Annotated in this window: 15 protein-coding genes; 11 read left to right on the forward strand and 4 right to left on the reverse strand. The window is 68.1% G+C overall.

Going from position 1 to position 15,783, the window contains the following annotated elements; all coding sequences use genetic code 11:
* Positions 1 to 80: 80 nt before the first annotated feature.
* From ACFTSF_RS14485 to ACFTSF_RS14520, 8 genes are all read left to right on the forward strand, one after another.
* Positions 81 to 533 (forward strand): GNAT family N-acetyltransferase, encoded by a 453-nt coding sequence (locus ACFTSF_RS14485; protein WP_380154824.1) that lies wholly within the window; start codon positions 81 to 83, stop codon positions 531 to 533.
* A gap of 172 nt (positions 534 to 705) precedes the next feature.
* Entirely contained in the window at positions 706 to 1,002 is a 297-nt protein-coding gene (locus ACFTSF_RS14490; RefSeq protein WP_380154230.1) for a TetR-like C-terminal domain-containing protein, read from the forward strand.
* 98 nt (positions 1,003 to 1,100) lie between these two features.
* Positions 1,101 to 1,712, forward strand: a complete 612-nt coding sequence (gene shbA / locus ACFTSF_RS14495) for an RNA polymerase sigma factor ShbA (RefSeq protein WP_344144776.1) — start codon at positions 1,101 to 1,103, stop codon at positions 1,710 to 1,712.
* Positions 1,705 to 3,039, forward strand: coding sequence for a hypothetical protein (locus ACFTSF_RS14500; protein WP_380154231.1), 1,335 nt, complete (start codon positions 1,705 to 1,707; stop codon positions 3,037 to 3,039). Before shbA ends, ACFTSF_RS14500 begins: the two co-directional genes overlap by 8 nt.
* 140 nt (positions 3,040 to 3,179) lie before the next feature.
* A complete protein-coding gene (gene guaB / locus ACFTSF_RS14505) occupies positions 3,180 to 4,691 on the forward strand; it encodes an IMP dehydrogenase (RefSeq protein ID WP_380154232.1) in 1,512 nt (503 codons plus the stop codon).
* Positions 4,692 to 4,716: 25 nt separating this feature from the next.
* A complete protein-coding gene (locus ACFTSF_RS14510; RefSeq protein ID WP_344144782.1) occupies positions 4,717 to 5,823 on the forward strand; it encodes a GuaB3 family IMP dehydrogenase-related protein in 1,107 nt (368 codons plus the stop codon).
* Positions 5,820 to 6,566, forward strand: coding sequence for an acyl-CoA thioester hydrolase/BAAT C-terminal domain-containing protein (locus ACFTSF_RS14515; RefSeq protein ID WP_380154233.1), 747 nt, complete (start codon positions 5,820 to 5,822; stop codon positions 6,564 to 6,566). Before ACFTSF_RS14510 ends, ACFTSF_RS14515 begins: the two co-directional genes overlap by 4 nt.
* A 12-nt stretch (positions 6,567 to 6,578) precedes the next feature.
* Complete coding sequence (locus ACFTSF_RS14520; RefSeq protein ID WP_344144786.1) at positions 6,579 to 6,977, forward strand: hypothetical protein; 399 nt, start codon at positions 6,579 to 6,581, stop codon at positions 6,975 to 6,977.
* Here ACFTSF_RS14520 and ACFTSF_RS14525 read toward each other — a convergent pair.
* The gene (locus tag ACFTSF_RS14525) at positions 6,974 to 7,534 is read right to left on the reverse strand and encodes a TIGR03086 family metal-binding protein (protein WP_380154234.1); all 561 of its coding nucleotides are present in this window, start codon (positions 7,532 to 7,534) and stop codon (positions 6,974 to 6,976) included. The genes ACFTSF_RS14520 and ACFTSF_RS14525 overlap by 4 nt on opposite strands.
* A gap of 86 nt (positions 7,535 to 7,620) precedes the next feature.
* A complete protein-coding gene (locus tag ACFTSF_RS14530) occupies positions 7,621 to 9,090 on the reverse strand; it encodes a hypothetical protein (RefSeq protein ID WP_344144790.1) in 1,470 nt (489 codons plus the stop codon).
* Between the two features lie 126 nt (positions 9,091 to 9,216).
* Here ACFTSF_RS14530 and ACFTSF_RS14535 point away from each other — a divergent pair, with 126 nt between their 5' ends.
* From ACFTSF_RS14535 to bioB, 3 genes are all read left to right on the forward strand, one after another.
* Positions 9,217 to 10,809, forward strand: a complete 1,593-nt coding sequence (locus ACFTSF_RS14535; protein WP_380154235.1) for a succinic semialdehyde dehydrogenase — start codon at positions 9,217 to 9,219, stop codon at positions 10,807 to 10,809.
* A 22-nt stretch (positions 10,810 to 10,831) separates the two neighbouring features.
* Complete coding sequence (locus ACFTSF_RS14540; RefSeq protein ID WP_380154236.1) at positions 10,832 to 12,541, forward strand: GMC oxidoreductase; 1,710 nt, start codon at positions 10,832 to 10,834, stop codon at positions 12,539 to 12,541.
* A 555-nt stretch (positions 12,542 to 13,096) separates the two neighbouring features.
* On the forward strand, positions 13,097 to 14,092 hold the full coding sequence (gene bioB / locus ACFTSF_RS14545) for a biotin synthase BioB (RefSeq protein ID WP_344144796.1): 996 nt from the start codon (positions 13,097 to 13,099) through the stop codon (positions 14,090 to 14,092).
* 26 nt (positions 14,093 to 14,118) lie between these two features.
* Here the strand turns inward: bioB and ACFTSF_RS14550 are convergent, their stop codons facing one another.
* Positions 14,119 to 14,253 (reverse strand): hypothetical protein, encoded by a 135-nt coding sequence (locus ACFTSF_RS14550; protein ID WP_344144798.1) that lies wholly within the window; start codon positions 14,251 to 14,253, stop codon positions 14,119 to 14,121.
* Between the two features lie 14 nt (positions 14,254 to 14,267).
* Positions 14,268 to 15,698 (reverse strand): S8 family serine peptidase, encoded by a 1,431-nt coding sequence (locus tag ACFTSF_RS14555; protein WP_380154237.1) that lies wholly within the window; start codon positions 15,696 to 15,698, stop codon positions 14,268 to 14,270.
* Positions 15,699 to 15,783 lie beyond the last annotated feature (85 nt).

Here is a 15,783-nt window from a genome sequence, read left to right on the forward strand (position 1 = left end):
GGCAAGTAGTACCACCGCACCGCCCCGGCACCACGTGTGCCGGGGCGGTGTTCTTTGTGTGGTTGGCTGGCCAGGTGGTGATGATTCGGGAACGGTCCGATGCGGACCTCGACGTCTGTGTGGAGTTGCTGCGGGACGTGCACGAGCTCGCCGGATACCCGGTGAACTGGCCGGCAGATCCCCGCGGGTGGTTGACACCGGTGGATCGGCTCAACTGCTGGGTGGCTGTCATTGACGGCCGGGTGGTCGGCCACGTCGTACTGACGACGGATTCCGCCGGGGGCGCATCGGTCGAGCGGTTGTTCGTGGATCCACGGGCGACGCGAGCCGGTGTCGGCCGGCGGCTGCTCGAGCACTGCGTCACCACAGCCGTGGAGTCGGGGCGGAAGCTCACCCTCGAGGTGGTCGAGAAGCCAGGATCCGCGGCGATCGCGCTGTACCGCCGCGCGGGCTGGCGAGAGGCCGGTCGGACCCCGATCGACTGGGCAGGCGATGAAGCCTCCCACCTCCTGCACTTCGAACCACCGGCCTGATCAGAACCCACGCCGTACGACGGTTGCCGCGCCGGCGACCCGGCCTTGTCCCCCAACCACACCAGCGGATATCCGCTGGTGTTGCCCCTTCTCCGGTCGTGTACGGGGGATAGAACGGGCCACACGAGGGGTTATCCGGTCTTGTGGTCACGGGGAGGGGGCGGCGGCACGCGTGGGAGCAGATCACCGCGCTGATCCGCATCGGTACTTGCTGATCTACGGAACGCCGGTGCCGGGCTACCACGCTCCGGCGGACACGACCGCGATCTCCGACCAGGTGATGCGGGTGATTGTCGAAACGGCCGGCGACTCGGCGACCGCCGTACATCGGGGGTTGCTGTTCTGGACCCGGCTGCATGGTGTGCTGTCACTCGAACTGGCGGGGCACTTCAGCGGGATGGATGTCGATCCGGCCGGCCTGGTTGCCGACGAGATCAAGGCGCTACGGGCCGGTAGTCACAGATCGTGATGAAGTGGCCGGTAGTGGCCACGGATTGCCACTAGGCAAGCAGAGATGAGAGCCGTACCATCTTTCACGCTGACCGGTCCGACACGAGGGGGCGAGGGGTGACTGAGGTCCGAGTACCGCACACCCACGACCGGGTCGAGCTCAGGGATCTAGCCGCATTGGCCGGCAACGGGGACCGTACAGCTCTTAACGACCTGCTCACACGGGTGCGCGCCGTCGCGCACCGCTATGTTCGGTCCCGTTTGTGGACCTATCCCGGTGGCGCCGACATGGTCGATGACGTCGCCCAAGAGGTTTGTGTCGCGGTCTTCGGCGCGCTCAGCCGGTACCGTGATGAGGGAAGGCCCTTCGAGGCCTTCGTCTACGGCATCGCGGCCCGCAAGGTCGCCGATGCCCAGCGTGCGTTCGCGGTCGCCGACGTCACCACGCCGGACCTGCCGGACGGCGCTGACGAGTCGCCGACACCTGAGGAGCACGCGGTCCGGCACTCGGAGGTCCAGCGCATCACGGACCTGATGGAGAAGCTGCCGGAGAAGCTGCGGGAGATCCTGCGGCTCCGGGTGGTGGCGGGGATGTCAGCCGAGGAGACCGGCCGGGCACTGGGGATGACACCGGGGGCGGTGAGGGTCGCACAGCATCGGGCGTTGAACACGCTCAGGGGGTATGTGGGGCATGAGGGACGAGGAGCAGGGGAGGGGCATCATGGCTGACCGATTCGACTTGGACGCGATCGACGCCGATGACGCACTGCTCGACCTGCTGGCTGCTGGAGGGGAGTCCGCGTACTACGCGGGCGAGCACGACCCGGCCGTGGCGTTGCTGGCCGAGCTTCGGCTGGCCGTGGAGGTCGAGGACGAACTCCCGGTGGAGACCATCGACGACCCGGAGAGCTTCCTGGCGCGTTGCGCCGCGCTGAACCCGGTGACGGATCCGTTCGCCCGCAAGATGGCGGCGCGTGGTCTGGCCCTCGGTGTCGCCGCGGTGGCCGCGCTGTCGGTCTCCGGGGTGGCCGCGGCCGTCACCGGCGACCCGCTGTCGCCGTACGAGAAGGTGATCGAGAAGATCACCGAGGCGGTCACGCCGCAGACGGACTTCCCGAAGGAACAGCTCGGCGGGTACCCGGTCCTCGACAAGGCCAAGATCGTCAAGGTCCAGAAGAACTTCCAGAAGAAGCAGGAAGAGAAGGCCGCCGAGGCCCAGCAGGACAAGACGCTGGCGAACGGCGACCTGCCGCAGGCGAACATCGAGCCGCAGCCGCCGTTGCTGCGGCCGCCGGTGGAGACCAAGCCGCTGGTGATCGAGCAGCCGGTTCCGCAGCCGACGCAACCGACGCAGACCACCCAGCCGCCGGCCGACCCGGAGCCGGGCGACCCGACGACCAAGCCGTCCGACCCGCCGCCGAGCGATCCGCCGACGACGGAGCCGAGCACGCCGCCGGAGACCCCGCCGCCGTCCACGCCGACCGATCCGCCGGCTTCGCCACCGCCGACGGACCCGACCAGCCCGCCCACCACGCCGACCAACAACGGCGAGACGGGGAACAACCCGAACCCGGGCAGCACCGACCCGACCACAGCGCCCAGTACGGCGCCGACGGGTGACACCGGCAGCAACCCGCTACCGGGCCAGGACGGCGAGACCGGTCAGACCGGCGACGGCGGCAAGCCCACCGGTGAGGTCAAGCCCAGTACGCCGCCGCTCGGTGACCAGCCGGTCGACAACCCCGCCGACAGCAAGCCGGTCGAGAATCCGGCTGACGGTGGCAAGGACGTCGTACCGGTGTTGCCGACGCCGTCCGGTGCGCCGGTCGAGGTGCAGAGCGTGGTGCAGTTCTTCGGCCGCGGTCTGGAGCTGATCGGCAAGCACTCCAACGGCAAGGTGACGTCGGGCTCGGTCCGCCAGCAGTACCCCAAGGGCAAGCACTCCACGGGGTCCTACGCGGAGGGTAAGCACGCGGCGATCGAGCGCACCCATGGCTCGATCGAGGACGAGACCGTGCTGCAGATCCTCGGGGTGCTGAACAAGCCCGCGCAGTGAACTGAACGGCGATTCAGGGCCCGGGTCTGCACCCGGGCCCTGGTCATGTGCGTCGTGACCCGGAGTCCGATTCTGACTCCGGGTAGCGGCGGCATACGATGGTGGTCCGTTCTCGCCGGACAAAGGTGCACGTTTTTCCCATGGACATCACAGCCGCTGGAGTTCCCGACAAGTTTGCCGCGCTCGGCCTGACCTTCGACGACGTCCTGCTGCAGCCCAACGAATCGGACGTCATCCCTTCCGAGGTTGTCACCCGGTCCCGGGTGAGCCGCAACATCGAGGTCAACATCCCGCTGCTGTCCAGTGCCATGGACACCGTCACCGAGGCCCGGATGGCGATCGCCATGGCCCGTCAGGGCGGTCTCGGCGTGCTGCACCGCAACCTGTCGATCGAGGACCAGGCCCAGCAGGTCGACCTGGTCAAGCGCTCGGAGTCCGGGATGATCGCGCAGCCGATCACCATCGGCCCGGAGGCCAGCATCGGCGAGGCCGACGCGCTCTGCGCGCAGTACCGGATCTCCGGCGTGCCGGTGGTCGACGACGCCGGTGTCCTGGTCGGCATCGTGACGAACCGTGACATGCGCTTCGAGAACGACATGAACCGCCCGGTCCGCGAGGTGATGACCAAGCAGCCGCTGATCACCGGCAAGCAGGGCATCACCGCCGACGACGCGATGGCGCTGCTCAGCAAGCACAAGGTGGAGAAGCTGCCGCTGGTCGACGCCGACGGCAAGCTGACCGGTCTGATCACGCTGAAGGACTTCGTGAAGCGGGACAAGTTCCCGCTCTCCACCAAGGACGAGTCCGGCCGGCTGCGGGTCGCCGGTGCGATCGGCTTCTTCGGCGAGGCCTACAAGCGGGCGATGACGCTGGTCGAGGCCGGTGTCGACCTGCTCGTGGTGGACACCGCGCACGCGCATTCGAAGGCCCAGATGGAGATCATCCGCAAGCTCAAGGCCGACCCGGCCGCGAGCGGAGTCGACATCGTCGGTGGCAACGTCGCCACCCGTGGCGGCGCACAGGCGCTCGTCGACGCGGGCGCGGACGGCGTGAAGGTCGGCGTCGGACCGGGCTCGATCTGTACGACGCGAGTCGTGTCCGGCGTCGGTGTCCCGCAGGTCACCGCGATCTACGAGGCCTCGCTGGCGTGCAAGCCGGCCGGTGTACCGGTGATCGGCGACGGCGGCCTGCAGTACTCGGGTGACATCGCGAAGGCGCTGGTCGCCGGTGCGGACACGGTGATGCTCGGCTCGCTGCTCGCCGGTTGCGAGGAGTCGCCCGGCGACCTGGTCTTCATCAACGGCAAGCAGTTCAAGGCCTATCGCGGTATGGGTTCGCTCGGCGCGATGCAGTCCGGCGGGCTGCGCAAGTCGTACTCGAAGGACCGCTACTTCCAGAGCGATGTCGGCAGCGACGAGAAGCTGATCGCCGAGGGTGTCGAGGGCCAGGTGCCGTACCGCGGTCCGTTGTCGGCCGTCGCGCACCAGCTGATCGGCGGCCTGCGCCAGTCGATGTGGTACACCGGCGCCCGCACGGTGTCCGAGCTGCAGGACAAGGGCCGGTTCGTCCGGATCACCTCGGCCGGCCTGCAAGAATCGCACCCGCACGACATCCAGATGACGGTCGAAGCGCCGAACTACTCCGGCCGCTGACCCGCCCGTAAGCGAAGGACACCAGATGACCGAGATCGAGATCGGCCGGGCCAAGCGCGGGCGGCAGGCGTACGCCTTCGACGACATTGCGATCGTGCCGTCGCGCCGGACCCGGGATCCCGAGGAGGTTTCGGTCGCCTGGCAGATCGACGCGTACCGGTTCGAGCTGCCGATCCTGGCCGCGCCGATGGACTCGGTGATGTCACCCGCGACGGCGATCGCGATCGGCAAGGCCGGCGGGCTCGGGGTGCTGAACCTCGAAGGGCTCTGGACGCGGTACGAGGACCCGACCAAGCTGCTCGAGGAGATCACCTCTCTCGATCGTGAGCAGGCCACGCACCGGCTGCAGGAGATCTACTCGGCGCCGATCAAGCCCGAGCTGATCTCCCAGCGCGTGCAGGAGATCCGCAACTCCGGTGTCACGGTGGCCGGCGCGTTGTCGCCGCAGCGGACCAAGCAGTTCGCGAAGCATGTTGTCGATGCAGGGGTCGATCTCTTCGTCATCCGCGGTACGACGGTCTCGGCCGAGCACGTGTCCGGTCAGGCTGAGCCGCTGAACCTGAAGCAGTTCATCTACGACCTCGACGTGCCGGTGATTGTCGGCGGCTGTGCCACGCACCAGGCCGCACTGCACCTGATGCGGACGGGGGCGGCCGGCGTACTGGTCGGGTTCGGTGGTGGTGCTGCGCACACGACTCGCAAGGTGCTCGGCGTTGCGGTGCCGATGGCGTCTGCCGTGGCCGATGTGGCTGCGGCGCGGCGTGACTACATGGACGAGTCCGGTGGTCGCTACGTGCACGTGATCGCGGACGGTTCGGTCGGTCGCTCCGGCGATGTCGCGAAGGCAGTCGCCTGCGGTGCCGATGCCGTGATGGTCGGCTCGCCGCTGGCTCGGGCCAGCGATGCGCCCGGCGGTGGGTACCACTGGGGTGCCGAGGCGTGGCACGCCGATCTGCCCCGTGGCGAGCGCGTCGAGGTCGGCGTCACCGGCACGATGGAGCAGATCCTGTTCGGCCCGTCCTGGGTCCCGGACGGCACCATGAACCTGGTCGGCGCGCTCAAGCGGGCCATGGCGACCACGGGCTACACCGAGCTGAAGGAATTCCAGCGGGTCGAGGTCGTCGTCGGTTGAGCACCGGCGTCCTGATCCTGCACGGCTCCAGCGGTACGCCGGACGCGGATCGGGCCCGGATCCTGCGCGACGAGGGGTACGACGTACTGGCACCGGCCTGGCCTGTTCGGGCCGAGGTGCCGCTGGAGTCGTTCCCGCTCGACGAGTTGGCGGGGCGCAACGATCGGCTCGTGGTGATGGGCAGCTCATGGGGTGCCGAGGCGGCGCTGCTGCTCGGGGCACTCGACGAGCGGGTCCACGCGGTGGTCGCCTTCGCTCCGAGCGCCTACGTGTGGGGTCGGGTGGACGAGGACGGCAGCCAGCGGTCGGCGTGGACGTGGCGAGGTGAGCCGCTGCCGTTCGTGCCGTTCGCCACGGACTGGCAGCCGGATGCGGATCCGCCTAGCTACACGTCGTTGTACCGACAGAGCCTTAGCAAGGCTGACCACGAGGCGGCCCGGATACCGGTCGAGCGGATCCGCGACGTACTGCTGATCGCTGGTGGCGACGACAAGGTCTGGCCGTCGGTGGACTTCGCCGCGGAGATCGTCCGGCGGCGCGGTGCGTTGCCGACGCGGCTGGTGGTCGGTGAAGCGGCCGGGCATCGGCCGGTGCTGCCGGGCGAGACGCCGAAGACGGCCGGGCAGACGATGGCCCGGGGTGGGACCGAGGCGGCCGACCGCGAGCTCGGCGATCGCGCGTGGCCCGAGATCCTCACGCTGCTGCACGACGTGCGGCGAGCGGCATCGCTTGATGAACTCTGAAAGGATTGCCGCATGGGACTGTTCAGCCGCAAGCGCAACCAGGACGCCGACAACGCCGCCCTCGCTGGGGCGCGCGCGAAGCTGACCTCGGACGACGTGGATCAGGTGCGGTTCCTGATCACCTCGAAGCTGCTCATCCACGCCACCAAGCTGGTGATCGACCGGACCGGACTGGACATCAAGAAGGCGCGGCAGATCGTCGACGAGATCCGGTACGGGACCTACGTGCCGCCGATCGAGAAGACGCCGCTGATGCGTCGGCCGGGGACGAACCTGGCCGAGCGCACCCGCGCGCTGAAGGCCGCGGGTGACCTGCATCAGGCGACCGCTCTGGTGGTGTCGGAGACCGGCATGACCGAGGCAGAGGCCGGGCTGTTCGTCGGTGCTCTGAACATCGACCTGCAGGACTAAGGCGTCCACCTCGGATCGCGTCCGAAGGTGCCGAGCAGTACGTCGCCCGGGGCGGTGAAGCCCGCGATCGGCGCGCTGACCATCCCCATCGAGCGGTAGAGCTCGGCGCGATCCGCGAACCAGTCCGCAACCGGCCCGATCAGGTCCGGGTCCAGGCTGCGGTCGGCGCCGATCGCCGCGGCCAGATCCCAGGTGTGGATCAGATGGTCCGCGATCAGTTGGCGAAGGTACTCCGCTGGGTCCTCGTCGCCGTACGACAGATGGACGGCAGTCGCCGGTAGCGCGGCCGCCGCTTGAGCAGCTCGCCCGGCCTCGCTCGCTGCCGCGGCCGGATCGGAACCGAGCAGGTCTCCGTCCAGCGTCGAGCCGACGTCGGCGATGGTCTGGCCGGCCATCAGCGGCGCGGTCCAGCGCTCTTCGCCGACCACATGGTTCACCAGCGCTCGTACGTCCCAGTCGGCACACGGCGTCACCGCCGACCACTGCTCGTCTCCCACCACGGCGACCAGCCGGACGAATCCCTCCACGCTGCGGTTGTGCAGTTCTACGACCTCCATGACGATTCCCCCTCTCACCGTCAGAGTCCGCCCGCGCGGATCGGCGGTCAACGCCCGAGCCCCAGCGGTAAGGGCCCCGTACGCCGTCAGCCGCCGATGCGGCGTTCGGGGCCGGTGAGGAGTTGCTGGGCGGCCTCGTGAGCGTGCTGGGAGGCGGTGAGATCGCCGGTCGCGGCTAGGAGGTCGCCGTGGTGGCGGTAGCAGTCGGCGGCCAGGTCCTTCATTTCGGGATCGTCGTCGGTGAACGGGATCAGGGCCGTGGCCACCTCGGCACACCAGCCGGCCAGGTCGAGAGCGAGCTCGAGCCGACCGGACTGGTAGTACGCGTTGGAGACATCACGCAGCAGCTTCGCCCAGATTGGCGCGTAGGTGCTCGTCTCGTAGCGCATCCGCTGTGACTCGCGCTCCGAGGAGATCGCGAACAGATAGTGCGCTTCCACGCCCAGAGTCAGCGCAGTGTCCACGTCCTGCACCAGCAGCTGCGGTACCAGCTCAGCCAGCTCGGTTGCGCGCACCGCTGCCGACTCGGGGTCGGTGCGACCGGAGACCGTCGCCAGCGTCATGCCCGGCGCTGGCTCGGCCAGGGCGAGCAGGCGGAAGTACTGCTCGTACGGGCCGAGCTTGATCTCCGCGTTCTCCAGTGCGGTGACCAGGGTCAGCGGTAGACCGCGCTCCAGCTCCTCAGTGACCCGAGCGGCCGTCTCTGCGTCGGTGTCGAAGGCGGTGCGCAAACAGGTCTCGCCTTCCATCAGCCGCCCGACGATCCCGAGGTGTTTGCCCTTGCGGGTGAGTGCGGCGACCAGTGTGCGCATGTCGGTCGCGGAGTCCGAGTCGGCGAGGGTGTCTGCCGTGGTCAGCCCGATCTCGTCCGCTTCCAACGCCAGGTCGAGCCGCCCCTCGGCTGCATGGACGTCGGCGGATACGGCGGTCGCCGTACAGAGGTAGCGCGCGTAGGACAGGGACTGCGGGCTCTCGTTGATCTGGTCGGCCAGCTGCAGGAACAGCTGGGTGGCCGCGTCCGCGGACGCGACGGCCAGCGCGGGATCGCCGTACCGGCGCAGGATCAGCGCGTTCATCGCGAGCACCCGGGCGAAGTCCGGCTGGTGCCGCAGCCCGTCCTCACCGCTGACGAGCTGACCGTACGAGATGACTGCGCCATCCATCTCCAGTACGGCGGTAGCGCCGCGACCGCGGTGCGCCTGCGTCATCGCCCGCCGTGCCCGGATATCGGCCAGGAAGGATGTGGCGTCGAGCACACCGGCGTCGCTCAGTTCGGTATAGCCCAGTTGCGCCTCGTGCAGCGCTGCCAGCGCCTCCTCGTGCCGACCGGACGCGTTCAGCGAGCCGGCCAGCTCGTACTGGGTCGCGGCCATCAGATGCTTGGCCTCGTAGTGGTTCGGGCTCCCCTCGGCCCGCTCCCTGGCCAGCTCGATAACGCGTTGCTGGTAAGGCCCTGCCTCGTCGGCACGGCCTTCCTCGATCAGTACCTGGGCTGTCTGCAGCGCCTCACCGAGCTCGTCCTCAGGAGGCGTGAAGAGCCCCCCGCTGTCCACCATCTCGCAGTTCCACCCCTTCACGACGTTCAGCCGTCCAGCCTAGGGCAATGCATCTGCACGTGCAGAGAGACACGAACACGACTTCTGCTACTGACACGGTCTATTACTGGCAGGTAGCCTGGGTCAATGAGCGAGCAGACCTCGATTCCTGCTGACCCGGAGCTCGATCCGACCGCGTCGTACGCGACTGATCAGTCGGTGATTCGGCGGTTGTCGGGGTTGCTGCGGGCGTCGGCCGGCACGCGGACGTCGTACGCGCCGGCGACCGGGCAGCCGATCGCTGACCTGCCGGTCTCCAGCCCGGATGACGTGATCGCTGCTGTGCGGTCGGCGCGCAAGACCCAGCTGAGCTGGCGTCGGGTGCCGCTCGATGAGCGGGCCGCGATCCTGCTGCGCTACCACGACCTGGTCCTGGATCACCGGCACGAGCTGGTCGACCTGGTGATCCGGGAGTCCGGCAAGGCACGCAAGCAGGCCTTCGAGGAGGTCGCGCACGTCGCGCTGACCGCCCGGTACTACGGCCGCAAGGCGCACGAACTGCTCGACCCGCAGCGCAAGCTCGGCATGTTCCCGGTGCTGACGCGCGCGGAGCAGCGGTTCGTCCCGAAGGGTGTCGTCGGCATCATCTCGCCGTGGAACTACCCGCTCAGCATGGCGATGGCCGATGGGCTGCCCGCGGTCCTGGCCGGCAACACCGTCGTACACAAACCGGACAGCCAGACCCCGCTGACCGCACTGCGGGCGATCGAGCTCCTGTACGACGCAGGTCTGCCGCGCGAAGCGTGGATCCCGGTGAACGGGGACGGGCCGACGGTCGGCGGCGCGATCATCCAGAACACCGACTACATCTGCTTCACCGGTTCCACGAAGACCGGGCGCCTGGTCGCGCAGCAGGCGGCTGAGCGACTGATCGGTTTCAGCCTGGAACTCGGTGGCAAGAACCCGATGCTGGTACTGCGTGATGCCGACGTGCAGCGTGCGGCCGAGGGCGCCGTACGGGCTTGTTTCGCGAGTGCCGGCCAGCTCTGTGTGTCGATGGAGCGCCTGTACGTCGCCGACCAGGTGTACGACGCGTTCGTGACAGCGTTCCTCGCGCGGGTGAACAAGCTCAAGTTGTCGGCCGGGACCGGCTGGGATGTCGACATGGGCTCGCTGATCTCGAAGGCGCAGCTGGAGACGGTGACCCGGCATGTCGAGGACGCCAGGTCCAAGGGCGCCGTCGTACTGGCTGGTGGCAAGGCGCGGCCGGAGATCGGCCCGCTGTTCTATGAGCCGACCGTGCTGTCCGGCGTGACGCCCGCGATGGAGTGCTTCGACAACGAGACCTTCGGGCCGGTTGTGTCGATCTACCGGTTCTCCGACGAGTCCGAGGCGATCCAGCGCGCCAACGAGGGTGAGTACGGGCTGAACGCGAGCGTCTACACCCGCGACACCCGCCGCGGCCGCGCTGTCGCGGCCCAATTGGTGGCCGGCACGGTCAACGTGAACGAGGGGTACGCGGCGACCTTCGGCTCGATCGACACCCCGATGGGTGGCATGCGCTCCTCCGGTGTCGGTCGTCGCCAGGGCGTCGAAGGCATCCGCCGGTACGTCGATCCGCAGGCGATCGCGACGCAGCGGCTGCTGCCGATCGCGGCATCGCACGGCCTGTCCGACCAGGCGTACGCCGAGGTCATGACCGGCGCCCTCCGCGTTCTCAAGAAGCTGGGTCGCGCTTGATCTGCTAGCTGGGAGAAATCAGATGTCCTTCGACTATGACGTGCTCATCATCGGGTCCGGGTTCGGCGGATCCGTCAGTGCGCTGCGGCTGACGGAGAAGGGCTACGACGTCGCGGTGCTCGAGGCCGGGGCACGGTTCGAGGACTCCGGGTTCGCGAAGACCTCGTGGGACAAGAAGCGGTTCCTGTTCGCGCCCAAGCTCGGCATGTACGGCATCCAGCGGATCAGCGCGCTCAAGGATGTGATCATCCTGTCCGGCGCCGGAGTCGGCGGCGGCAGCCTCGTCTACGCGAACACGCTCTACGAGCCGCTGGACGCGTTCTACGCCGACCGCCAGTGGGCGCACATCACCGACTGGAAGTCCGAGCTCGCGCCGTACTACGACCAGGCGAAGCGGATGCTCGGTGTCGCCACCTATCCCGGATTCACCCCGGCCGACCAGGTGATGAAGCAGGTCGCCGACGACATGGGTGTGGGCGACACCTTCCACCCGACCCCGGTCGGCGTCTTCTTCGGCTCACCCGGGGTCGAGGTCGACGATCCCTACTTCGGTGGCGCGGGCCCCCGCCGTACCGGCTGTATCGAGTGCGGCGAGTGCATGACGGGCTGCCGGCACAACGCGAAGAACACTTTGACCAAGAACTACCTCTACCTGGCCGAGAAGGCCGGGGCGACGGTCTACCCGCTGACGACGGTGACCTCGGTCGAGCCGCTGGACGGCGGCGGGTACGCCGTGGACACCCGCGGGACCGCGGATCGGAAGAGCACCCGGCGGTTCACCGCGCAGCAGGTCATCTTCGCGGCCTCCGCCCTCGGTACGGCGAAACTCCTGCACCGGCTGCGGGACGAGAACAAGCTGCCGCGGCTGTCGACCCGGCTCGGCGTGCTCACCCGGACGAACTCCGAGTCCCTGCTCGGCGCGATGGCGATGAACCTCGACATCGACTACACCCGCGGCGTCGCGATCACCTCGTCGTTCCACCCGGACGAGATCACCCACATCGAACCGGTCCGCTACGGGCGCGGCAGCAACGCGATGTCGCTGCTGCAGACCGTCCTCACCGACGGGGACGGCGATCGGCCGCGCTGGCGGACGTGGTTGCGCGAGCTGCGGGTGCAGCGGAGCAACCTGCGTCGGCTCTACGACCTGAAGCACTGGTCCGAGCGGACCGTGATCGCGCTCGTCATGCAGACCGCGGACAACTCGATCACCACCTTCGGCAAGCGGGACCGGTTCGGCCGCTGGAAGCTGTCCTCGGAGCAGGGCCACGGCGCCCCGAACCCGTCCTGGATCCCGGTCGCGAACGAGGTCGTCCGCCGGATGGCGCGGGTGATGAAGGGGACGCCGGGCGGGACCATCGGCGAGCCGTTCAACGTGCCGATGACCGCGCACTTCATCGGCGGCTGCGCGATCGGCGACTCCCCGGCCACCGGCGTGGTCGACCCGTACCACCGCGTCTACGGGTACGACGGGCTGCACATCATGGACGGATCGGCGATCTCGGCCAATCTCGGGGTGAACCCGTCGTTGACGATCACCGCCCAGGCCGAGCGGGCGCTGTCGTTCTGGCCGAACAAGGGGACCGACGACACCCGGCCGGCGCTGAACCGGCCCTACCAGCGGCTGCAGCCGGTCGCGCCATTGTCCCCGGTGGTGCCCGCGGATGCGCCCGGAGCGCTCCGGCTGCCGATCGTTCAGATCAGTACAAAGCAGCCTGTGACGAAGTCGTAACGTATTCCTGATCTTTCATCGAGGTAATTCTTCAAGGGTGTTGCGAACCCCGATGAAATGAAAGAACCTCAGCCTCTGTGGAGGCTGAGGTGATTCGCTGAAAGGTGCCGTAAAAGGGAGCGAGCCCCTCGGGAACGTTTCCGCCCAAATCGTTTCCCGAGGGGCTCACTCAAGCCGGGGTGAGGCGCCCGGCGCTTTGGGATCGGGTCACCAACCATGGCTGGCGACCCGAGCTCTTGGTCACTACCTTACATCCGATTTCTGGAGTTTCGAGCCCTGCGGAGTGGTTGTTATCACTCTGCGTGCCGTTCGTAATGATCGGCCACTCGTTGCTCTTTGTTACCGGGTGGCGGTCTTCCTTGCGGTAACCGCCTCTGCTCACATCAACGAGCCCTTCTACAGGGGGTTACGAGGTTCCCAAGAAAAATCAAAAAACTTTCTCCGGGGCCGGGCGGCAGTCGCTCAGAGTTGCTGTGACCCGGGCCGCAGCCGCGCGGTACCGGCCTGCCCTAAGGTGTGGCCGCGACCTCTCGGTCCGGATCAGGCAGGAGAACCATGGGCGACATCGTGGACGTGGCACGTGAGCAGGTGCTGGAGCAGGGCATCGGCCTGCGCCAGGAGCAGCTCGTCGAGGTGCTGCAGACGCCGGACGACCGGCTCCCGGAGCTGCTGGCGCTCGCGCACGACGTGCGGGTGAAGTGGTGCGGCGAGGAGATCGAGGTCGAGGGGATCATCTCGCTGAAGACCGGCGGGTGCCCGGAGGACTGCCACTTCTGCTCCCAGTCGGGTCAGTTCACCTCTCCGGTGCGCGCGGTCTGGCTGAACATCCCCGAGCTGGTCAAGGCGGCGCAGGAGACGGCTGCGACCGGTGCGACCGAGTTCTGCATCGTGGCGGCGGTCCGCGGTCCGGACGCGCGGCTGATGTCGCAGGTGAAGGCCGGCATCGAGGCCATCAACGCTGCGGTCGACATCAACATCGCCTGCTCGCTCGGCATGCTCACCCAGGAGCAGGTCGACGAGCTGAAGGCGATGGGGGTGCACCGCTACAACCACAACCTGGAGTCGGCGCGCTCCTACTTCCCGGACGTCGTCACCACGCACTCCTTCGAGGAGCGCTGGGAGACCTGTCTGATGGTCCGCGAGTCCGGCATGGAGCTGTGCTGCGGCGGACTGGTTGGAATGGGCGAGTCCCTGGAGCAGCGTGCCGAGCTGGCCGCGCAGCTGGCCGAGCTGGAGCCACACGAGGTCCCACTGAACTTCCTGAACCCCCGGCCGGGCACACCGTTCGGCGACATGGAGGTGATGGACGGCAAGGACGCACTGCGCACCATCGCCGCCTTCCGCCTGGCCATGCCGCGCACAGTGCTCCGGTACGCCGGTGGTCGCGAACTGACCCTTGGTGACCTGGGTACCCGCGACGGACTGCTCGGTGGGATCAACGCCGTGATCGTCGGGAATTACCTGACCACGCTTGGCCGCCCGGCCACCGCTGACCTCGACCTGTTGGCCGAGCTCAAGATGCCGGTCAAGGAGCTCCAGAAGACGCTATGACGTCGTTTTGCGGACACTGTGGTCGCTCACAGGCCGACGGCAGCCACGAGGACTGCCGTCGGGCGCTGGCGATGGAACCACCGCGGTACTGCGCCGAGTGCCGCCGGCGGATGGTCGTGCAGGTCCACCCGATGGGGTGGAGCGCCCGCTGCTCCGTCCACGGCACTCTGTCTAGCTAACGGACTGCATCTGAGGCTGCCACGACGTCGACGAGTCCATGGCCCTTGTCGTACGACGTAGTACCGCCGCCCCGGCTGTCGGGCTCGTACGCCGCGCCGTTGGTGTATTTGTGTGCGGTCGAGATCAGTGCGGTCTCGATCTGCGCCGGAGTCGCCGACGGGTTCGCCTGGAACAGTTGAGCGACGATCCCGGCGATGTGCGGCGCGGCCATCGACGTACCGCTGATGGTGTTGTAGTTGCCGCCGTCCAGCGGTTTGAGGCCGGTGCTGCAGATCGGCAGGTAGACCCGGCAGGACGAGGTGATGTCCTCACCAGGTGCGGACAGGTCCGGGTAGGTGGACTGCGTGCCGTTCAGGCCGCGCGACGAGAAGCTGGAGACCTGTCCACTCCGCGTGCCGGTGGCGAGGTCGTAGTACGAGGCGACCGACAGGATGCCGCCGGTCGGGTCCTGGCCGGGCGGGTTGGTCAGCGACTTGGTGCCGTCGCCACCGTCGTTGCCGGCGGCCCAGACTGTGACGACACCCTCAGCAGCCAGCGCACGCTGGAGTTTGACGGTGGCCGAGTTCGGGTCGAAGGCGCCGCCGCCGGACGGGCCGTACGAGTTGTTGGTGACCTTGATCGGCGGGCACTTGCTCGCCGGTACCCCAGCACCGCAGGGAGCTGCGTGGTTCTCCAACACCCAGTTGAGCGCCGCATCCGCGCCGACGATCAGCAGGGCCGCACCGACCGAGACACTCACCAGTGAGGCGCCAGGAGCAGCGCCCTGGAGCTTGGTGCCGTCGGCGAGTGTCACCTTGCGTCCGGCAACGATTCCGTTGACGTGGGTGCCGTGACCGCCCAGTGAGAGCAGGTCGGTGTCGGCCGAGCCAGCGTCCACCGGCAGGCAGAGGGTCTCCGTCAACGGGTCGCAGACGATCTTGAGGTTCTTCACCACCGCCGAACTGCCGTCGGCCTTCTTGAAGAACGGGTGGGTCGGATCGACACCGCTGTCGATCACCGCGACACTCACGCCACTACCGTCCAGGGCCAGGCCGTTCGCCCCGGTCCGGGTGTCCGCGGCCTCCGCGCCGCGGGTGGCCAGGTGTGAGGTCGACGTACTGACTGTGATCGGCTGGTTGCCCTCGAGGTAGGTGACGCCGGGTTTGGTGCGGGCGGCCAGGATCTGCGAGCGGGTGCCCTCGGCAACCACCACACCGATCCGGTCGTACGACGACAGCCGTTGCAGGCCGGCGGCCTTGACGGCTGCGTTGGCGGCCGCCAGATCGGTGCCATGCACCAGAACCGTGGTGCGCTGCAGCCGGTCGAGCTGCTGACTCAGAAATCCTTGGACCGGCGCGGAATTCTGCGCCTGGGCGTGGATCGGAGTGATCGTGAGCGACAGCAGGCTGGCTGCGGCCAGGGCGATCACTGGGTGGATTCTGCGCATGGGCGCTCCTCACAGAAGGCCAGACAACATGGGCGGTTTACGGCCTGTAGCGATTGCTGCGCTCAATGTAAGCGTGTCAAGGCGT

The organism is Kribbella sp. NPDC056951 (assembly GCF_042674205.1).
Taxonomy (GTDB): domain Bacteria; phylum Actinomycetota; class Actinomycetes; order Propionibacteriales; family Kribbellaceae; genus Kribbella; species Kribbella yunnanensis.

What these genes read in the sequence shown, in the direction of transcription:
- ACFTSF_RS14485 (WP_380154824.1), top strand. Translation starts at nt 81, where the DNA reads ATGATTCGGGAACGGTCCGATGCGGACCTCGACGTCTGTGTGGAGTTG.
- ACFTSF_RS14500 (WP_380154231.1), top strand. Translation starts at nt 1,705, where the DNA reads ATGGCTGACCGATTCGACTTGGACGCGATCGACGCCGATGACGCACTG.
- guaB (WP_380154232.1), top strand. Translation starts at nt 3,180, where the DNA reads ATGGACATCACAGCCGCTGGAGTTCCCGACAAGTTTGCCGCGCTCGGC.
- ACFTSF_RS14510 (WP_344144782.1), top strand. Translation starts at nt 4,717, where the DNA reads ATGACCGAGATCGAGATCGGCCGGGCCAAGCGCGGGCGGCAGGCGTAC.
- ACFTSF_RS14520 (WP_344144786.1), top strand. Translation starts at nt 6,579, where the DNA reads ATGGGACTGTTCAGCCGCAAGCGCAACCAGGACGCCGACAACGCCGCC.
- ACFTSF_RS14525 (WP_380154234.1), bottom strand. Translation starts at nt 7,534, where the DNA reads ATGGAGGTCGTAGAACTGCACAACCGCAGCGTGGAGGGATTCGTCCGG.
- ACFTSF_RS14530 (WP_344144790.1), bottom strand. Translation starts at nt 9,090, where the DNA reads ATGGTGGACAGCGGGGGGCTCTTCACGCCTCCTGAGGACGAGCTCGGT.
- ACFTSF_RS14535 (WP_380154235.1), top strand. Translation starts at nt 9,217, where the DNA reads ATGAGCGAGCAGACCTCGATTCCTGCTGACCCGGAGCTCGATCCGACC.
- ACFTSF_RS14540 (WP_380154236.1), top strand. Translation starts at nt 10,832, where the DNA reads ATGTCCTTCGACTATGACGTGCTCATCATCGGGTCCGGGTTCGGCGGA.
- bioB (WP_344144796.1), top strand. Translation starts at nt 13,097, where the DNA reads ATGGGCGACATCGTGGACGTGGCACGTGAGCAGGTGCTGGAGCAGGGC.
- ACFTSF_RS14555 (WP_380154237.1), bottom strand. Translation starts at nt 15,698, where the DNA reads ATGCGCAGAATCCACCCAGTGATCGCCCTGGCCGCAGCCAGCCTGCTG.